General features: G+C 57.3%; 18 protein-coding genes. 2 read left to right on the top strand and 16 right to left on the bottom strand.

The window, feature by feature from the left end; genetic code table 11:
- Positions 1-100 precede the first annotated feature (100 nt).
- Complete coding sequence (locus LARV_RS08930; RefSeq protein ID WP_075073310.1) at positions 101-1,318, bottom strand: M23 family metallopeptidase; 1,218 nt, start codon at positions 1,316-1,318, stop codon at positions 101-103.
- A 378-nt stretch (positions 1,319-1,696) separates the two neighbouring features.
- On the opposite strand from LARV_RS08930, the gene LARV_RS08925 reads away from it, so the two are divergent.
- Positions 1,697-2,575, top strand: coding sequence for an AraC family transcriptional regulator (locus tag LARV_RS08925; RefSeq protein WP_172797825.1), 879 nt, complete (start codon positions 1,697-1,699; stop codon positions 2,573-2,575).
- 84 nt (positions 2,576-2,659) lie between these two features.
- Positions 2,660-3,757, top strand: a complete 1,098-nt coding sequence (locus LARV_RS08920; RefSeq protein ID WP_075073308.1) for a C45 family autoproteolytic acyltransferase/hydolase — start codon at positions 2,660-2,662, stop codon at positions 3,755-3,757.
- Between the two features lie 117 nt (positions 3,758-3,874).
- Here LARV_RS08920 and LARV_RS08915 read toward each other — a convergent pair whose 3' ends face one another.
- The 15 genes from LARV_RS08915 to LARV_RS08850 all read right to left on the bottom strand — a co-directional run bounded on the left by LARV_RS08915 (position 3,875) and on the right by LARV_RS08850 (position 17,740).
- Positions 3,875-4,930, bottom strand: coding sequence for a hypothetical protein (locus LARV_RS08915; RefSeq protein WP_075073307.1), 1,056 nt, complete (start codon positions 4,928-4,930; stop codon positions 3,875-3,877).
- 134 nt (positions 4,931-5,064) lie between these two features.
- A complete protein-coding gene (locus LARV_RS08910) occupies positions 5,065-6,213 on the bottom strand; it encodes an NBR1-Ig-like domain-containing protein (RefSeq protein WP_075073306.1) in 1,149 nt (382 codons plus the stop codon).
- Between the two features lie 142 nt (positions 6,214-6,355).
- Positions 6,356-6,514 (bottom strand): hypothetical protein, encoded by a 159-nt coding sequence (locus tag LARV_RS20355; protein ID WP_236709945.1) that lies wholly within the window; start codon positions 6,512-6,514, stop codon positions 6,356-6,358.
- A gap of 12 nt (positions 6,515-6,526) precedes the next feature.
- Positions 6,527-7,225, bottom strand: a complete 699-nt coding sequence (locus LARV_RS08905; protein WP_075073305.1) for a cytochrome c biogenesis protein — start codon at positions 7,223-7,225, stop codon at positions 6,527-6,529.
- Between the two features lie 47 nt (positions 7,226-7,272).
- Positions 7,273-7,956 (bottom strand): heme exporter protein CcmB, encoded by a 684-nt coding sequence (locus LARV_RS08900; RefSeq protein WP_075073304.1) that lies wholly within the window; start codon positions 7,954-7,956, stop codon positions 7,273-7,275.
- Positions 7,953-8,684, bottom strand: a complete 732-nt coding sequence (gene ccmA / locus LARV_RS08895) for a heme ABC exporter ATP-binding protein CcmA (RefSeq protein ID WP_075073303.1) — start codon at positions 8,682-8,684, stop codon at positions 7,953-7,955. Before ccmA ends, LARV_RS08900 begins: the two co-directional genes overlap by 4 nt.
- Positions 8,681-10,603, bottom strand: coding sequence for a c-type cytochrome (locus LARV_RS08890; protein ID WP_075073302.1), 1,923 nt, complete (start codon positions 10,601-10,603; stop codon positions 8,681-8,683). The genes ccmA and LARV_RS08890 overlap by 4 nt, the downstream gene beginning before the upstream one ends.
- 10 nt (positions 10,604-10,613) lie before the next feature.
- On the bottom strand, positions 10,614-11,147 hold the full coding sequence (locus LARV_RS08885; protein ID WP_075073301.1) for a zinc ribbon domain-containing protein: 534 nt from the start codon (positions 11,145-11,147) through the stop codon (positions 10,614-10,616).
- Positions 11,148-11,174: 27 nt separating this feature from the next.
- Positions 11,175-11,747, bottom strand: coding sequence for a TlpA family protein disulfide reductase (locus LARV_RS08880; protein ID WP_075073300.1), 573 nt, complete (start codon positions 11,745-11,747; stop codon positions 11,175-11,177).
- A gap of 24 nt (positions 11,748-11,771) precedes the next feature.
- Positions 11,772-12,302, bottom strand: a complete 531-nt coding sequence (locus tag LARV_RS08875; protein ID WP_075073299.1) for a cytochrome c-type biogenesis protein — start codon at positions 12,300-12,302, stop codon at positions 11,772-11,774.
- 89 nt (positions 12,303-12,391) lie between these two features.
- Positions 12,392-14,452: a heme lyase CcmF/NrfE family subunit gene (locus LARV_RS08870; RefSeq protein WP_075073298.1), complete on the bottom strand. Its 2,061-nt coding sequence runs from the start codon at positions 14,450-14,452 to the stop codon at positions 12,392-12,394.
- Positions 14,453-14,527: 75 nt separating this feature from the next.
- The gene (locus LARV_RS08865) at positions 14,528-15,043 is read right to left on the bottom strand and encodes a cytochrome c maturation protein CcmE (protein ID WP_075073297.1); all 516 of its coding nucleotides are present in this window, start codon (positions 15,041-15,043) and stop codon (positions 14,528-14,530) included.
- Between the two features lie 200 nt (positions 15,044-15,243).
- A complete protein-coding gene (locus LARV_RS08860) occupies positions 15,244-15,948 on the bottom strand; it encodes a 5'-methylthioadenosine/S-adenosylhomocysteine nucleosidase family protein (protein WP_075073296.1) in 705 nt (234 codons plus the stop codon).
- Positions 15,941-17,203: an MGDG synthase family glycosyltransferase gene (locus LARV_RS08855; protein ID WP_075073295.1), complete on the bottom strand. Its 1,263-nt coding sequence runs from the start codon at positions 17,201-17,203 to the stop codon at positions 15,941-15,943. The genes LARV_RS08860 and LARV_RS08855 overlap by 8 nt, the downstream gene beginning before the upstream one ends.
- 15 nt (positions 17,204-17,218) lie before the next feature.
- Positions 17,219-17,740 (bottom strand): CinA family protein, encoded by a 522-nt coding sequence (locus LARV_RS08850; RefSeq protein WP_236709944.1) that lies wholly within the window; start codon positions 17,738-17,740, stop codon positions 17,219-17,221.
- Between the last annotated feature and the right edge of the window lie 105 nt (positions 17,741-17,845).

Below are 17,845 nucleotides of genomic sequence, written 5' to 3'. Positions count from 1 at the left end.
TCACGAACGAGCCTGCCGGATGGTTCCGCCGGCAAGAAAAAACACCTCCGGGCTGAAACGATCCAGCCCGGAGGTGAGGTTCACATACTTATTCGTCAGTTTACGGCAGGAACTGGTGCGGATTGACCTTGCCGTAGGTATCGTTGTACATTTCGAAGTGCAGGTGCGGGCCCGTGGAGTTGCCCGTCGTGCCCATCAGGCCGATGGTGGCGCCCTGGGTAACGCTGGCGCCGCAGCCGGCATAGATCTGGCTGAGGTGAGCGTAGGTGGTCTGCCAGCCGTTGCCGTGATCGATCACGATCACGTAACCGTACCCCAGGTCGTTCCAACCTGAGTAGACGATCACTCCGCTGTCAGCCGCGTAAATGGCGTTGCCGGATTGCCCGCCGATGTCGATGCCGGGATGGTTGGCGCCGAGGCTGAAATCATAGCCCGATAACCATTGGTTGGTCGTCGGCCAGATGAACGATCCCGTTCCCACTGCCCCATCCACGATGGTGCCGCACGCGCCGGGACCGTACAATTTGGCCACGCCCGGGTTCTGGCGTGTGATGCGCGGGGCGCTCCAGGAGACAAACTCGCGCCGTCCACCGGGGATGACCAGCCAGGTGCCGGCCGGGATGTTCGGATTGGTGTAATCGCCGAGCGTCGCTTTATCCAGATGGTTTCCCGGCCACGAGATGATCGTATCCGCGTCCACGTGAAAATATTCGGCCACGCCGTTCAGCCCGTCCCCGGCATGCCATTCATAATACACGCCATCCGTGGGGAGAATGTTGAGCGTGACGCCCACTTTCAGCCGGTGCGGGTCGTCTCCCAACGTCTGCTGGTTACCCCACAAGAGAGTCTCCGGCTTTAGCCCAAACTTCTCGGCGATATCGAAGATCGTATCGCCCTGAGCCACCGTGTATTGGATCACGTCGAAACGCGGGCGGGATGGCAGCGTGGTATGCAGCAATGCCAGGCGTGGCACGCCTTGAACCATGGCCACCTCATTCGGCAGCACGTAGGCAGGCGCTTCCACCTCTGAAGTTTCCGTCGGCAGGGCGGCGGCCATTGCTGCGCCGCTGGGAGCGGTTTCGACTGCACCCTTCAGGTAAAAATTTCGCATGACCCACAAAACCACCAGGATCATGACCAGGGACGCGATGCCGGTCCCTACCCGCAGGGCAACCTCACCCAGGCCCATCCGGACCAATTGTTCCCACCAGTGATTCAATCCCCGGCGGGGCGTGGGCTGCTCTGGGGTATTTTCTTGTTCCTTTTGCAGATCGGCATCGGATCGATCAGGAATGTTCGATGTCGATGGTTCAATCATTTTCAATTATTCCTCATGAAAGGCATGTTATCACAGCGTTTTTAGTTGGTCAAGCGAACTGGAAAGTTATCAGGATAATTTTCATCGAATTCTCATATGTCTGAATGGATGATGGTTGTCGGTGAACGGATGAGGGATGACAAAGACATTCTTCCCCCCGCCCGGGTAACGGGGTTTCCCACCCGGGCTGCCCTTCGACTGGATAATATAATATCCGCGGCCGGACCCCCTTTCTCGGCGGGCAAAGATATGCAGTCAACCGGCCCGTCAGCGGTATACTTGTTTTGGGGAATTGCCCCTGACAGATCAAGCGCGGAAAACAACCTGGAGGAGATCCCTCTTTTTCGCCGAATGTTTTGGTTTACCCTCAGGCGCAGCATGGATTCGAACAGAATTTACCAAAAACGCATCAATCTGGCCATCGATTATATCTCCACGCACATCTCCGAGCCTATTTCACTGGATACCCTGTCCGGTATCTCCGGTTTTTCAAGTTTTTACTTTCACCGCATTTTCACTGCGTTGGTCGGCGAGACGCCGGCCGATTACGTTCTGCGCACCCGCCTGGAAATGGCCCAAAACTACCTGATCAAAACCAGCCGCAGCGTCACCCAGATTGCCCTGGAAAGTGGCTTCACCAATTCGGCGATCTTTGCGCGCACATTCCGGCAGCGGTACGGGATCACCCCCAGCCAGTATCGGGCGGGTATCCCGGTGAAGGACCAGCCGGCGCATCCGAACCTGCTGACCGATCCTCCGGAGCATTCATACGTGATTCACGAGGTTTCCCTGAAAAACATGCCGGATATTTACACAATTTACGTTTCCTGCTATGAGGGCTACGACATGCGCATGATTTGCCGCGCCTGGGAAAAACTCAACCGCTGGGCGGTTATGCAGAACCTGGATCTTTCCGGCAGCCAGGCTATCGGGATCTCGCTGGATGATCCATTGATTACCCGCCAGAACAAATGCCGCTATTACGCCTGTCTGAGCACCCCAACAGAAGTGCGCGCCTCGCCGCCGGTCAATAACCTGACCATCCCCGGCGGTCGTTATGCCGTTTACCACACCGAGAGTCCGGCGGCAGAACTGCGTCAGGTGTATTACGCAATATTCCACGATTGGCTCCCGGATACCGGTTTTCAGCCGGCAAACAGCCTGCCCTTCGAGGTTTATCTGCAAACGCCCGAAGGACATCCGCGGCAATGGTTCGATGTCAATATCTGCATTCCGGTTCAACCCATCCCGATATAGCAAGAAATGCATAAATTCTGGCAAGAAAGTGAAAGCGAAGCTCCTGCCAAAAGCTTATCCTTGATGAAAAACAAGGAGACCACAATGGATTCACGCTATCAGTATCGTTACATCCCGCTTACAGGGACTTCTTACCAGATCGGACAGCAGCAGGCTGCCTTTGTACAAACCGACCCGGCGCTACGCACATTTTTCACATCCACCCCACAAGAATGGATCGATTCGAACTACGCGGAGATCGCTGCGCTGTACCTTCAATTCTGTCCGGGGTTGTTGGAGGAAGTGCAGGGCATCGCCGACGGGTTGAGCGTTGCCCCGGGGCAGATTATTTATCACCTGCACACCTACCTCAAGCCGATTCATTGCAGCCACTTTGCATTGCTGCCCCAGATCACCCGGTGCGGGAGGACGTTGGTCGGGCGCAATTACGACTTCAGTCCCGAAACCGAGGATATGCGCCTGTGCCTGACCCGTCTGCAGGGCAAGTACAGCCACCTGGCTTTTTCGACCCTTCTGTTGGGCCGGGCAGACGGGATGAATGACCGTGGTCTGGTGGTCACCATGTCGGCCGGAGGAATCCCGGTGAGCAATAAACCTGGAATGACCCCGCCATTGCAAAAGGGATTGCAATTCTGGGCGGTGGTGCGCTCGCTGCTGGAGAACTGCAGCGATGTAAGCGAAGCCCTGCAGTGGCTGCGTCAGATCCCCTGCGGCGGGAATCCGATTCTCATCCTGGCCGATAAGAAAGGACAGGCTGCGAAGGTCGAAGTACACGGCAAAGAACTGGCCGTCGAACATGCCGATCCATTCGTTTGCGCGACCAACCACTACACCAGCCCCGAACTGGCGCGCTATTCTCAACCGGTGATGTCCAATTCACAGGTGCGCAGGCAGTTGATGCTCGACCTGATCGCGCAGCGCGCGCCGTCCATCACCCACGATGACATTCGCGCGCTGCTCGCCGGGCGTTACCCGCAGGGACTGTGCAATCATTTCTATAAGGAATACTTCGGCACCCTATACAGTTTTATCGCCGATCCGATGAACGGCAGCATCGAAATCTGCTTTGGTTCGCCGGCAGTCAACGAAAAGCATACCTTCACTTTCGAGCAACCCGCCGAAGTCCAGGTCTTCCCGGTTGAGCTGCCCCAGGCTGACGGCTTCGCTCAGTTTTGGGGATAGCTGAACCATCCGTCGCGCAGACAGGAATTCTTACCGGCTGCTCCTCATCGTAAATCCAGTCGTAGAATGAACTCGCCCTCCCGGCAACAGCCGGGAGGGCGGAGAATTCAAGGACTTCTAAGGCGCGTCGTTGTTCCAGAACCAGTTATAGGCGAAGTAACCGGGGGCGCTGTCCATGCGGATGGCAATGCGATCCAATCCCTTCAGGCCGGAGGGGATGGTGTAGGTTACATCCATCGACCCGCCCGCGCCCGAATCGGTGGTAGCCACCTGCGTCCCACCCAGGCCCAGCGTACCGTACTTGCCCATGCGCACCGTAAAGGTCACGTGGGGCGGCAGGTTCTTGGCGCGGATGGTGACCGTATTGTCGCGGTCGACCCCGATAATGCTGAAGGTCGGGTAGCCCGTGTAACCGGGAATGGGTGTGGGCGTTACGCCGCCCGTGCCGCCGGTGCCCGTCGAACTGTTATAGAACCAGTTATAGGCAAAGTAAGGCGATGAATCCATCCGGATGGCGATCTGCGAGAGTCCCTTGAGCGAGGCTGGGATCTTGTATGTGGCCTCGAATGAACCGCCCTTGCCAGAGTCGGTCTTCCCGACTTCCACCCCACCGACCGCCCGGGTTCCAATCTTGCCCATCAACACGGTGAAGGTCCGGTTGGCCGGGAAGTTGCTGGTCTTGATGGTCACGCTGTCGTCTTTCACCACCGCGCTGATGCTGAACGTGGGAATGGGACCCGAAGGAACCGGGGTGGCCGTGGTGCTGGTGCTGGTCTTGTTGTAGAACCAGTTGTAGGCATAGTATCCCAGACTGCCGTCCATGCGGATCGCAATCTGCGCCAGACCCTTGAGATCCGCCGGAATCTTATAGGTCACATCGAAGCTTCCGCCTTTGCCGGAATCGGTCTTGGTGATTTCGATGCCGCCGATCGCCCGGGTGCCGATCTTTCCCATGCGCACGGTGAAAGTCATGTTCGCCGGGAAGTTATGGGTGCGAATGGTCACGCTGTCATCCACCACCACCTTGACGATGTCGAAGGTTGGGATTGTCGCCGCCTGCGCGGTAAAGGGCGTCTGCACCAGCGCTAATCCCGCAATGAGGACAAAAACGAACGCCAGTTGCAATCCATTCCGCAGCCAGCCCCATTTTGTGCCAATATTTCGGTTGCTCATTTCGATCTCCTTGATTCAATCCCTCTGATTGAATTCAGTATAGCAAAACAAGGCATAAATATCTACTAATTCGATCAAAATAAGGCTGCCCGGGCTGGTGTGCGGTTTCGATAGGCAGCCTTTTCAGTTCGAAATTACCTCAGGATGCGGGGCAGCAGCCAGAAGGCGCGGTCGTCTTCCGCCTTGCCGTTGTTGAGCACTTTCAAGATGATCGACACGTTCTTGTCCTTGTAAGCGCTCAGGTCCAGATCGATCTTTTGCAGGCTCTTATCCGAAGTCTGCGTCCACGAGCCCAGACTTTGCACGGCGCCGCCTTCCACGGAGATGTTCACCTGGAACATCACGTCGCATTTCGGGCTGGAAGCCATGCAGCCGATGACCGTTTTGAAATGGTCCCCATTCTGGATCTTGAAGTTCGGGAAGCGTCCTTCGATGTAGCCGCCGTCGCCCGCGCTCGGCGCCACCACCAGTGCGGCCTCATTTTCCTGGCCGGTTTCGGTATTGGGACCGTTTACCTTGCTGACAAAGCCATTGGTCAGATCTTCCGATCCTGGGCAGGTCAGGCCGCCGACGGTCGATTTCCAACTGGCATCGCAGCCCTTGTCGGCCAGGTTATAAACAATGGTATCGGCTACCTTGACGGTGATCTTGACCCAGAAGCTTTCTTCATGGCTCTGGCCGATGCCGAAGATCGTGCCGCTGGACGTACGCAGCGCCCAGTTGCCGGTGTAGTCGCCGGTATTGCTCGGCGCGGTCAGGTTCACCGAAAGGTCAATCATCTCACCCGGCCGGACCGTGGCGTTGATATTGACGGAGGATGGGCCGGACATGGCGTTGCCGCTGACGAACACGATCGAATAATCCGCCGACCAGTTGCAGCTTCCGATGTTCTTGATCCGCCAGGTCTTCGTGAAGGTCTGGCCGGGTTTGAACACACTGCCGTCTGAAACAGTGACATCCTTGACGAATTGGGCGGCGTTGCACGGAAGGCTGGGCGTCGCCGTCGGCGGGATGGGCGTAATGGTGGGCGGAATGGAAGTGTTGGTCGGGGTCGGGGTGATCACCTGAACTGTTGGCGAAGCCACGACCGGCTCCTGAGTGGGCAAAGTCTCAGGGGTCTGGCGAGCAATTTCCGTCAAACGCGCCACAACGGTTTGGGCGGAAAGCGTGCCAATCAATTCAGGGCTCAATGTCGCGGCCGGCTGCATTCCGGGAATACAGGCCGCCAAAGCCAACAAGACCAATAAAGAGACCGATAGCATCAGGACAAATTTCTTACTCATCTCGCAGACTCCTTTGTGTTGATGTCCTATTGACGGTTCTTCATCGGATAAAGTTCCCAATAATTTATATATTTAGTATACGAAAAAATCGAGCGGACAGTTGTCTGTCCGCTCGATGAAATCTCGATCCGGGAATATGGATTTAGTCTTTCTTTTCCAGGTCCTTCAAGACCTCGATGTCTTTACGCAGGTTCTTCCAGCGCAGGATCAGGCTGACCAGATAGATCAGCATGACGCCAAATATGACCGCGTAACCGGCGATCATGTACGTCAGGGTGTCGGCAGGTCCTTCCATCGTCATTTTCCTTTCTTCTCAGTCCATCCATTTCATTTTCATTTGATCGACCTGATCAGCGAACTTGCCCAGGCGAATACGGTGCCACAGCGCGTTCGCGAACAATACGGAGAAAGTCAGCAGGCTGAACATGAAGGTTTGCAGCATCCTGGCCGTCATATCGAACGACCCCGTGGCCGAAGGGTCGCTGCCGCCGATCACCACCGGGTGGATGGTGCGGAAAATGCGAATCGAAAAGAAGGTCAGCGGCACGCTTAAAAAGCCAATGATGGCATATACGGCCCCGAATCGCGCCCGCCGGTCGGGATCTTCGACCCCCTGCCGCAGCATCAGGTAGGCCGCATAGACCAGCTCCATGATGGTTGCCGTCGTGAGGCGCGGGTCCCAGGTCCACCAGGTATTCCAGATCGGGCGCGCCCAGATCGAGCCGGTGATGATGCAGATCAGCATGAACACCAGGCCAATTTCAACCCCGGCCATGCCGACGATATCCCAACTGCGTTTGTGGGTGATCAGGTAGGCGATGCCCGCGACGAATGCCACCAAAAAGCCGAGCATACCGGTCCAACCCGATGCCACGTGGAAATAAAAGACCTTCTGCACCAGGCCCATCACCGCCTCGGTGGGCGCGTACAGAAAGACCATCAGGGTTGCGGCAGCCAACAGCAGCGCCGTTACCCCATTCAAAACCCGTAATGATTTCGGTTGCGCCGTCATTCAAATTCCTCCTGTCAAGCGATGCTCATCGAGAGAAGAAATGAGGCTTATTCCTCAACCACCGCATCGAAAACCATGAAAGCCACGCATGTGAAAACCACATCGTAGACGATCAATAAATTCAGCCAGGGCTGAATTTCCGTCATTTCCAACCCGGCCAGGAAATTGCCGGAAGCCTTCACAGCCGCCACGACCACCGGGATGACCACCGGGAAGAGCAAAATGGGCAGCAAAATATCCCGCGTTCGCGTCTGCACGGTCATGGTCGACAGCAATGTTCCGATCGCCACGTACCCTTCGGAGCCCAAAACAATCACCAGCAGCAAGCCGGGTTGAAACAAATTGATATTGTAGAGCACACTGTATACCGGCAAAACGATGACCGCCACCGAGAGCATGAAAATCCAGTTCGCGAGCGCCTTGCCGAAATAGATAGCCGTGCGGTCCACCGGCGCAAGCAGCAGCCCGTCCAGGCAGCCGCGATCTTTTTCGACCGCCATGGAACGATTCAGTCCCAGCGTGCCGGCGAAGGTGAAGGTCACCCACAAAATACCGGAGGTGATGTTGGCTCTTCCGACCGGATCGAGTTCCAGGGCGAAATTAAAAATCAGAATAACCAGCAGGGCAAAGACCAGCATGGCCGAGAGCATTTCCCGGCTGCGCCATTCGGCGGCCAGGTCCTTCCACACCACGGCGCCCATCGCGCGCAGGAAGGGAGTCACCTGATTCATAGCGCTCTCCCCTCGCGTTGAACGGACGCGCCCGCTTCCAGGGTTTTGCGGTAGAACGATAACAGGCCGTCCACAACCAGGTCGGATTGCTGCACCGAGGCCTGAATGCGCCCGCGGGTCAGGATATCGAACCGCGAGGCCAGGTCCTGGGCCCGCGCCAGGTCATGCGAAGTCATCACCACAGTCCGGCCGCGAACGGCCACCTGGCGCAGCACCTCATCCAGCATGCCGCAAGCATCCTGGTCCAGGCCGGTGTGCGGTTCATCCAGCAGGAGCACTTCGGGGTCGTGAAGAATGGCCCGTCCAATCGCCAGGCGCTGCTGCATGCCGCGCGAGAAAGTCCGCACCAGATCGCGCCGCCGGGCGGTCAGCCCGACCAGTTCCAACACTTCGGTGATGCGCGCATACAGGTTTGGAACGCCGTACATGCGGCCGTAGAAGCGCAGATTCTCTTCCGCGCTCAGATCTCCGTAAAGCAGCGGCAGATGCGAAACCACGCCCAGCCGCCGCCGCACGGCAGCCGATTGCTCCGGCAGCGAAAATCCGGCGATCTTCACCTCCCCCAAAGACTGCCGGGAAAGCGAAGCCAGAATGCGTAAAAACGTGGTCTTGCCTGCGCCGTTGGGTCCCAACAGGGCCACGAATTCTCCCTGGGCCACCGAAAAATCCAGGCCGCGCAGCACGGTTTTCGGGCCAAACCGTTTTACCAGCGAGCGCACCTCGATCATTCAGCGCCTTTCCCGGGGTCTTTCGAGTTGAGGGCCTGCTCCAATCGCTGCTTGAGTTCACTGCGCCGGCTAAGATAGGCTTCTTCATTTAATTCACCTGTGCGGCGCTGATCGTCCAGGGCGATGATGGCATCCATCAATGTCTCGGGGGTTTCATCCTTTAAAATTTCGATCTGATGTGAATTCCGGGCCTTCCGGCGGCGAAGGAAATAAATCCCGGCCGCTGCGCCCACCAATCCAAACGCACCGATGCCGATCACCAGCGTGGTCGTGGAACCGGAACTGACCTGGGCTCCCTGCCTGGGACGCCCGCTCAGGCTCAATTTCAACGGAGAGGTCGGCGAGAGATTGGCGCCGGTAAACAACTCCAGATCGATGTCCTGTACTGTGCGCGAGCCGGCGTCCGTCAACTGGCTGCTCTTCATGCGCACGCCCTGTTGGGGCAGCATCACAATTGCTTCGGCGACATCGATGGGGACGTCCAGTTCGAAATCGCCCTTGTGTGTATAGGGCAAATTGTAGGCAAAAAGAACCTGATACCCTTCGGCTGGCGTATAAGCCTGGGCGACGCCAAAGCCATCCGCCGTTTGAATGTAGGTGCCGTCGCCCAGCGTTCCGTCCTGAAATTGAATATCGGTTGCGCCTGCCGGAAGTTTGAAATTCAGAAGCGTCGTACTGCCCGCTGCCGGTGCGACGACCTGCTGACTTGGATTGCTGAAGATCATCAATTCCACCACCTGCACCATCTTCGGATCGGTAAAATCGAAGAAGACGTGCAGGCGATCGCCGCGCAAGAGCGCCACATCATTGCTGACCTCGTAGATCGTGATCGGCAGTTCCGGCGCCTGGTCCACGGAGATGTCTTTGCTGTGCAGGGGATCCGAATTGTAATCCACCCCTTCGACATTTACCGTCACCATGAACACGCGGTTATCGGCCAGTTCGACATCCGTGAATTGATAACTGCCGTCCGCCTTCACCGGCGCGGTCAGCGTGAACGCGGCCTGCATATCATCATAGGCATGCAGGGTCGCCTCCAAACCGTCCGGGAATCCGCCGCCGGACGCATTCTTAAGGGTGCCGAAAATGGTTGTTTTTTGAGGTTGGTCGGGGGTAACTTCCAGCGTCGCGGTTGTACTGCCCAAAGGCGTTGCGCCCATGCTCGAGAGAGATGGTTTGACGGTCGGGGTAAGGGTTGGCTCGGGCGTGGTGGTCGGGGCAGCTTCGGCCCGAATGCCAGGCGACGCGAAAGTCAGCGAGCGCACATAGGCTGCCAGCCCAAGGCGCTGCGCATCGGTGAGTGTATCGCGGTAAGCCGGCATCTCGCCAGCGCCGGTTGTAATCGTTTGGAACAATTCCTCTTCTGATCGCAGCGCCAGCCGTTCCGGCTGAGACCAATCCGGCACGGTCATCCCGGCCGCCTGAGCGCCGTCCCCCTTGCCCTGTACGCCGTGGCAACTCTGGCACGCTTGTTCGTATAAGACCCTGGCCGAATCCAATTCGCCCTGGGTCACGTGCAGCGAAAGCGCATACGCCACCACGTCCCAGCGATCGCGATCGGTCAAAGAATTGAAGGGCGGCATGCTGCGTTCCATCCGCCCATTGGTGACCACAGCGTACCATTCGACGGGGCGCGCCCCCAGGGCAACTTCCGAACGCCCAATGGCCGGGACCTCCACCGAAAGATTGGACGCCATCGTCCCGTTCCCGCGCCCCACATCCCCATGACAGGGTGCGCATTTCTCGGCAAATATTTCCGCGCCGCGCTCCGGGTCGGGTGGGACGATCGGGTAAACCGTTTCCACGCTCGAAGGGGTCGGCGCCTGATAATCGGGCGGCGGGGTGACATCCTCGGCCAGCGAGCAGGCCGAAAGAAAAACCAGCGCAATGATTGCCGAGAAAATAAAAGAACGCTTCATGACTCCCCCGTCATAAGGCTGTGCCGCACTTTGGGCAGAATTTATCCGATTTCTGCAATGGGTGGCCGCATTTGGTGCAGAAGCCCACGGATTTCTCCTCCCGCGCGCGGCGGCGCGTTGCAATCCGGTCCTCGATGGCATCCCGGGCGCCAATTCCGGCGGCGCCGGCATTCGCCTGCGTATCTGCGCGCCGGGCGGCGATGGCGGCTTCGAGCCTGTCCTCTGCGCTCTGGGTGACGTCGCGCTCCTCTATCTGATCCAATTGGCGCATCACGTTCGCGCCCTGGTTCAGCAGGCTGATCCGTTGCGCCGGATAATCCTCAGCCGGAATTTTTCCCAGCGCGTCGTCAAAATCCAATTCCTGCAGCGCGTCCAGAACTTGTTCTTCCTCAGCCAGCAGCGCCGAGCGGAGATGCTCGCGAGTTTCAATTGCTTCTTTGACAGCCGGGCCTTTTTTCTCTTCGGATTTGAAGAAAGGTTGAGCGATGAAAAAAATCACGGCCAGAGCTAATGCGAGGATGAGAAAAAGCGAGCCAATATCCATAAGTTCTTCCTGTTAATCGGACCCTGCCTACTTAAGGAGATCATCGATCGCGGCCTGAATTTCGGTCATGGAAGCAAAGGGGCCTTTCTTGACATAGGCCAGGTTGCCATCACGGTCGATAAAATACGTTTCCGGCACCCCTGTGATGCGGAACATTTGGGAGATGATCGTGCGTAAATCCGGCGCGTTCGGGTAGCTGATGCTGTATTTCGCCAGATAAGATAGCGCTTCCGGTTCAGTGTCGGTATAATCGACGCCCAGAAAAATCACTTCATTCCCGGGTTTGTAATACTGCCAGGCCTGCTCCAGTTCAGCGGCTTCCTGCGAACAGGGCGCGCACCAGGATGCCCAGAAATTGAGCACCACGACCTTTCCCTTGAAATCGGATAGGTCATGCGTCTGTCCGTCAAAGGTGACCATGGAAAAATCGGGCACCTTTTGCCCGATCACGATTGGGCCAGCCTGTACGCGACGCAAGCCAATGCCGATGAGAGCCAAAAAAGCCAACAGCACGGTGAAAGAGAGTAGGATCACCCAGCGCGGCAGGTTGCGGCGGGGGGAAGGTTGCGTCTCCTGGGGATTTTCCACGTTAGTATCCATCCAAATTACCCACTCCTCTCCGGATTAGCCTTTCTTCTCACGGCGTTGTAGTTCTTCCTCGATCCGCTCCAGATATTCATCCCGGGTTCCATTGGGTTCGAGAGGAAGTTTCTTCTCGATCGCGGACGTTTTCGATCTAATTTTACGCATCACGCTCGCATAAACCAACAGCGCCAGGACCAACAGAACTCCCAGCAAGACGTAAAAGACCCAATTGAAACCTCGAACGGGCGGCGCAGCCAGCACCCGATCGCCGTATTGCTCGGCGAAATAGTTGCGAATCTCATCCGCCGACCAGCCCTGGGAGAGTTTCAGCCGGATCAGGTCGCGCCATTGCGCGCAGGCCGGGGTGGGGCAGACGTCCAACGGAATATTCTCGCACACCGGGCAATATAATTCCTTCGCCACCGCGTTGACCTGGTCATCCGTTGGCGGCTGCGGATCCTGCGCCAATACTTTGCCCGCAAATATCAACCCGAGCGCCAGCGCCACCAGGCCTGCCAGCGCCAGAATTTTCAGGCGGTTCAACCGGTTATTTTCAGTTCTTTGAAGCATCTTGCCTGCCAACCTCGTGAAGGTGTAAGAATTACAGAAATATTACATAAGCCCTGCATGGAGTCTGGATGAAAATAGGGCGGGCGCCATCATCCCACGGTGACCTGTGCTGTTGTCTTTCGAGCCTCTCGTCGGCGAACCGTTTCCGGTTCTGGATCAGGCCAGGCGGCCACCAGGGTCCCCAGAATGAGCACAAATCCGCCCAACCACAGCCAGTTGACCAACGGGTTGTGATACAGCTTGAACGTGGCCTGGTTGGTATTGAACTCCTCCCAATCCACCAGAATCAGGTACAGGTCATCGTCCATGGTGCTGCGCATACCCGGAATGGTCATGGATTGCTGGGCGTCGAAATAAAAATCGCGCCGCGGGGTGAGCTGGCCCAGATATGTGCCGTCCTTATAAACATCCACCACCGCCCGGGCAATGTTGCGGCCGTCCGGGTTGTTCCATTCGGCCAGGCTGCGAAAAGTGACCGTGTACCCCGAAAGCGACATGCTCTCGCCGGTTTTCAGCGTCCCCTGGGTCTGGGTTTGGAACATTTCGATGCCGATCACACCCAGCGACATCAGGACGATGCCCAGATGGATGATGTAACCGCCGTAGCGCCGGCGGTTGCGCCCGGCCAGTTTCCACAGGGCCAACGGCAGGGCTTCCTGCGTGCGGCGGTGGCGCGCCCAAACCGCGCGGCCGTAATCATACACGGTGACGGAAATTACAAAGGCAACCAGCCAGAAGGCCAGCAGGGCGCCCGCCGACCGGATTCCAAATGCGATGACGGCGATCAATACCAGGATCGAGACGATGGCCGGTTTCCAGATGGCTCGCCCCAGGGTTTTGATGGTGGAATGTCCCCAGGCCGAGAGCGGCGCGACACCCATTAGTAACAGCAAACCGGCAAACAGGGGCCCGGTCGTGCGTTCATACCAGGGCGGCCCAAAGGTCACCTTCTGGCCGGTGAACAACTCCGAAACCAGTGGATAGATCAACCCCCAGAAGCATACCAGAACGATCAGCATGAACAGAAGATTGTTCAGCAGGAAAAGCGATTCGCGCGAGAGCATGGATGTCAGTTCGCCGCCGGAGTGAAGATCGTTCCAGCGGATCAGCAGCAGCGCCAGGGACGCAATGAATGTGATGCCGATGAAACCGAAAAACAGCGGACCGATCGCACTCTGGGCGAAGGCATGCACCGATGAAAGTACGCCCGAACGCGTCAGGAATGTGCCGAAGATGACCAGCGAATAAGTTACGATCACCAGCACCATGTTCCAGCGTTTGAACATGCCGCGTTTTTCCTGGATCATCACGGAGTGCAGGAATGCCGTTCCGCTCAGCCAGGGCAAAAAGGCGGCGATTTCCACCGGGTCCCAGCCCCAATAACCGCCCCAGCCCAACACGTCATAGGCCCAACGGCTGCCCAAAACCAACCCCAGGGAGAGGAACAGCCAGGCAACCAGCGTCCAGCGGCGGGTCACTCGAATCCAACGATCGTCGGATCGTCCCGTCACCAGCGCGGCGATCGCGAAGGCGTAAGGAATGACGAACGATACGAATCCAAGGTACAGCATGGGTGGATGAATGATCATGCCCGGGTGACGCAACAACGGATTCAAACCCCGGCCGTCCGATGGCGCGAGTATCGTAGCGCCGGCCGGCTGGAACAGGGCTACGATTTCGCGCCCACTGCTGCTCAGCCAGAAACGCTCGAACGGGTTCTCGACGAAAATGGACAGGCCCAGGAAAAAAGCCAGCGTCACTAAGGAGACCACGATCACCCAGGGCAGGAATTCGCGGTCGCGATCCCAACGCCGGAGCGTGACCGCGGCGGCGAAGGCCGACATCAACCACGACCATAAAACCAGCGAACCCGCCTGCCCACCCCAGAGTGCCGTGACCTTCAGGTATAAGGGCATGCTGTCGCTGGTAACGTTATAAACATATTGAATTTGATACTGGCGGGTGACGAGCAGGATGATAATGCTCAAGGCCGTCAATGTGATCAAAGGGAAAGTCAAAAGCATTGCCAGGCGGGCGCTTTCTACCCAACGATTGGAGTTCTTTAAGCCCCCGTAAACCGCAGCTCCAATGCCAAACAACGCAACCAGAAAGGTGATTACCAGCGCTCCAAAACCAAAATCCGCCAGCATGCTTTGCTCTCTCCAATTAATCTAAGAACGAAAACCCCGGTGGTTGATCCGGGGGTGAATCTTCAACCGGGCTGGTCAGTTATTGCCAGCCTGTTCGGGAACAGCTTCTTCATATTTCGTGGGACATTTCAATAATAATTCGTTGGCGTAGAAGTTCCCATCCGCCCCCATTTTTCCGGTGACGATGGCCTGCGCCTCGTTCTTGAGCAAATCAGGCTTCACCCCCTCATAAACGATGTTCATCTTCTCCCGGCTGGGATCGGTGACTGCACTATGGAGAACCGCCGCCAGCCCGCCCTGAGCTTCGATCTCGGCGTTGTCGGCCGGGATGTCTGCAATGGTAAAAGTCAATCGAAGATTGCTCGAATCATACTGAATCGTATCTCCCAAAACTGCGCCCGAAAGGCGCAGTTCGCGATCGACGACATCAGCACCTTTGGCCTTGACTTCGCCGATGGTCATGAAATATTGCGCATTGGCGCGGGTGGAGGTGATGACGAGATATACGACTGCGGCAATGATCAACAGGCCGCCGATGATGAATTTGGCGCGCCCCTTGAAAGCGGGTTTCCGAACTGCGGCGTCCTCCATAAAGCTTTTACCCTCCTCAGTGTGATTAATTTTCACTTGAAAAATCCTAAATCTGGGGATTAATTGAATTTTGTCATATTCACATTAAATCCGCCTGAGAAGTGGACATCGTTTATGCTTAGGTGAAATTTGGTGTTATTTCTCCATATTTCACAGCGCGGATTATATCACAGGAACTGTATTACCCCCTTGAGATTCTTCTACCCGGCCCCGAGCGTCAGCCAATCGGGTAATGCGGCCAACAACTGCGACATGACCCGGTGGGTGCCATTCCGGAAGACTTCCAGACTGCCGTAAGCCTCTCCGCCGCTCTCGGCCACCAGATCCGATACACCCCGCAGGATCAAACAGTGGACGTGGTTCCGCTTGCATACCCAGGCGATCGCGCCCGATTCCCAATCGGCGGCCACGGCGTAAAATTGTTCGCGCAGCATTTTCACATCCCCCGGCAGAATATCGCGATCCGCTGAAACCAAACGCGCTGGAAGGACCTCCATAGGATAAGGCGGTTGCAACCAGGACAGATCGATGGACGTCGAATAGTGGTCGATCGCCTCTTGCGCGTCCCCCATCTGTTCGACGATATCATAGACCAGTGTTTCTGTTGCCAGCAGGACCGTCCCCCGGTCCACGCAGCCGGCAAATCCGCCGCAGGTTCCCAGGTTGACAATCAAATCCGGCTGCCAGCGCTGGATGGCGTACTGCGCCGACGACGCCGCGGCAATTTTCCCCCAGCCGCCCTGAAAAAAGACGACCTTCCGGCCCGCCAGACGGGTCTCGAAACATTCGCCGTAGGGTTCGGCCTCAACCGGACAGGCCGCGTAGAATTCCCGGACGACGCACCATTCGGCATTGGCCGAAATGACAATCACTGCGCTGGGTCGATCGTTCGCCATCTCATTCATCGAACTGCTCGAAGGTCTCGGGGGCGATTGCTACCCGTGTCTCCCGCCAGGGAATGTTATTCTTCGTGAGCAGATCGATCAGCCGGCTGCGCCCCATGCCCAGACGACCGCGTTTGTTCACCGGCCCGCGCAAGGCTGAACGCCACACCAGTTCCGCCACATCCAGGGCTGAGTTCGGGCGGCCCAGGTGGCGCGCATTGCGCGCCCGTTCGCGCATGAGCGCGCCGCCGTTGGCCGTCCAATGCGAAAAGGTTTCCAGCATCTGCATGGGAGTTTCCACCATATCGCCGGCGCCGTTTTGCACCACATAATCCCGGTTGCCTTCCTCCTGGCCGGGGATCACGTCCACCAGCAGCATGGGCAATCCGGCTGCCAGGGATTCGGTGACCACCAGACCGCCGGCCTTGCAGATCACCGCGTCCGATGCCATCATCAAATCGGGCATATCGGTGACAAAATCATAGATATGCGTCGGGACATGCCAGTCGGCGGATTTCAACTGGCTGTAAAGCTCTTCGTCCTTCCCGGCCACGGCCACGATCTGCAGCGGCCTGCCAAAATGATTGAGCACGTTCAAGGTCTCCATCAACTGGTCGACGCGCCGGCTGCCGACCGCCAGGATCGTCGGCAGGGTCGGTTCCCAGCCCAATTTCCGGCGCAGATCGATCTTGCGGTGCTTCTTTTGTGAAAAGGCCGGCGATACGGGTATCCCGGTGACATGGATCTTATTTTGGGCGATTCCGTTGTTCATCGCCAGGGTCTGCACTTCCGGCGTGGGCACCATGCACATATCCACGCCCTGCGAGAACCAGATGCGGTGTACGGTCCCCAGATCGGTCACAACCATGCTCAAGGGCACGTAGTATCCCATGAGCTTGAAGTAGGCCGTCAGCGGGGCCTGATAGAGCGGGTATGTCGATACGATTGCATCCGGATCCTCGTTTCGGATCATGTCGCGGATGATCTCGAAGAGCGCCAGGGTCATTACACTTTCGCCGAGCAGACTTGGGATTTCCTTGTCGCTGGCGTCGTAACCGAGCTTATACAGTTCCGGCGCCGAGCGGACCATGCGGTCATAGTCGGAGGCGGAATCGCGCAGGTAAAATGGCGCCCGGCGATCCTCCACCGGATTAAGAATTTGGACTTCACATTCTTCGCCGTGGTCCAGCTCGAGCGCTGCCGCAATCGCATTTGCCGCGCTGCGATGCCCAAAACCGGCGTCAGCCGTTAAAATCAAAATACGCTTTTTTTCCATCGGTTTGTTCCTTGGCTAGTGGTTTGAATCTATGCTCGAAAGCGTTCCCCGCAGGTAATCGACCGCCAACCGGATCGCCTGCTCCGCCGAGGCGGCTTTATTGCCGCTGCGATCGAATTCCCACACAAACTGCCAGGCCGATTCCCCCTCCGGCGCGCTGAGTCCAATCCAGACCAGCCCGACCGGTTTATCCGGTGAACCTCCGCTCGGGCCGGCGATGCCGGTCGCTGAAATTCCCAGGATGGATGAGACGGGCGTTTCATCCGCCAGGGCAAAGCGCGCCCCTCTGGCCATCTCGATGGCCGTCTCGCCGCTGACCGCGCCGTAAGATCTCAACGTCTCGGCGCTCACCCCCAACACGCGTCGTTTTACTTCGTTGGCGTACGCCGTAACGCCGCCCAGGTAATAATCGGACGAGCCGGGGACATCCGTTATCCGATCACTGATCAATCCGCCCGTGCAGGATTCCGCGACAACCAGCTTCATGCCGCGCTGTCGCAATAACGTTCCGATCGTTATCTCAAGTGGTGTGTTCAAAGGTTCCTGTGAATTCATTATTGAATCAGGTAATTATTATACTCTGCCCCTCATCGGTTTTGCAGGTGTCGGGATATAATGATACAACTCTCTGTCACAGGACAA

The sequence above is a fragment of the Longilinea arvoryzae genome (assembly GCF_001050235.1).
GTDB classification, from domain to species: Bacteria; Chloroflexota; Anaerolineae; order Anaerolineales; family Anaerolineaceae; genus Longilinea; species Longilinea arvoryzae.
Note: the sequence above shows the minus strand (reverse complement) of the source record. Positions and strands in the feature narration are given on the sequence as shown.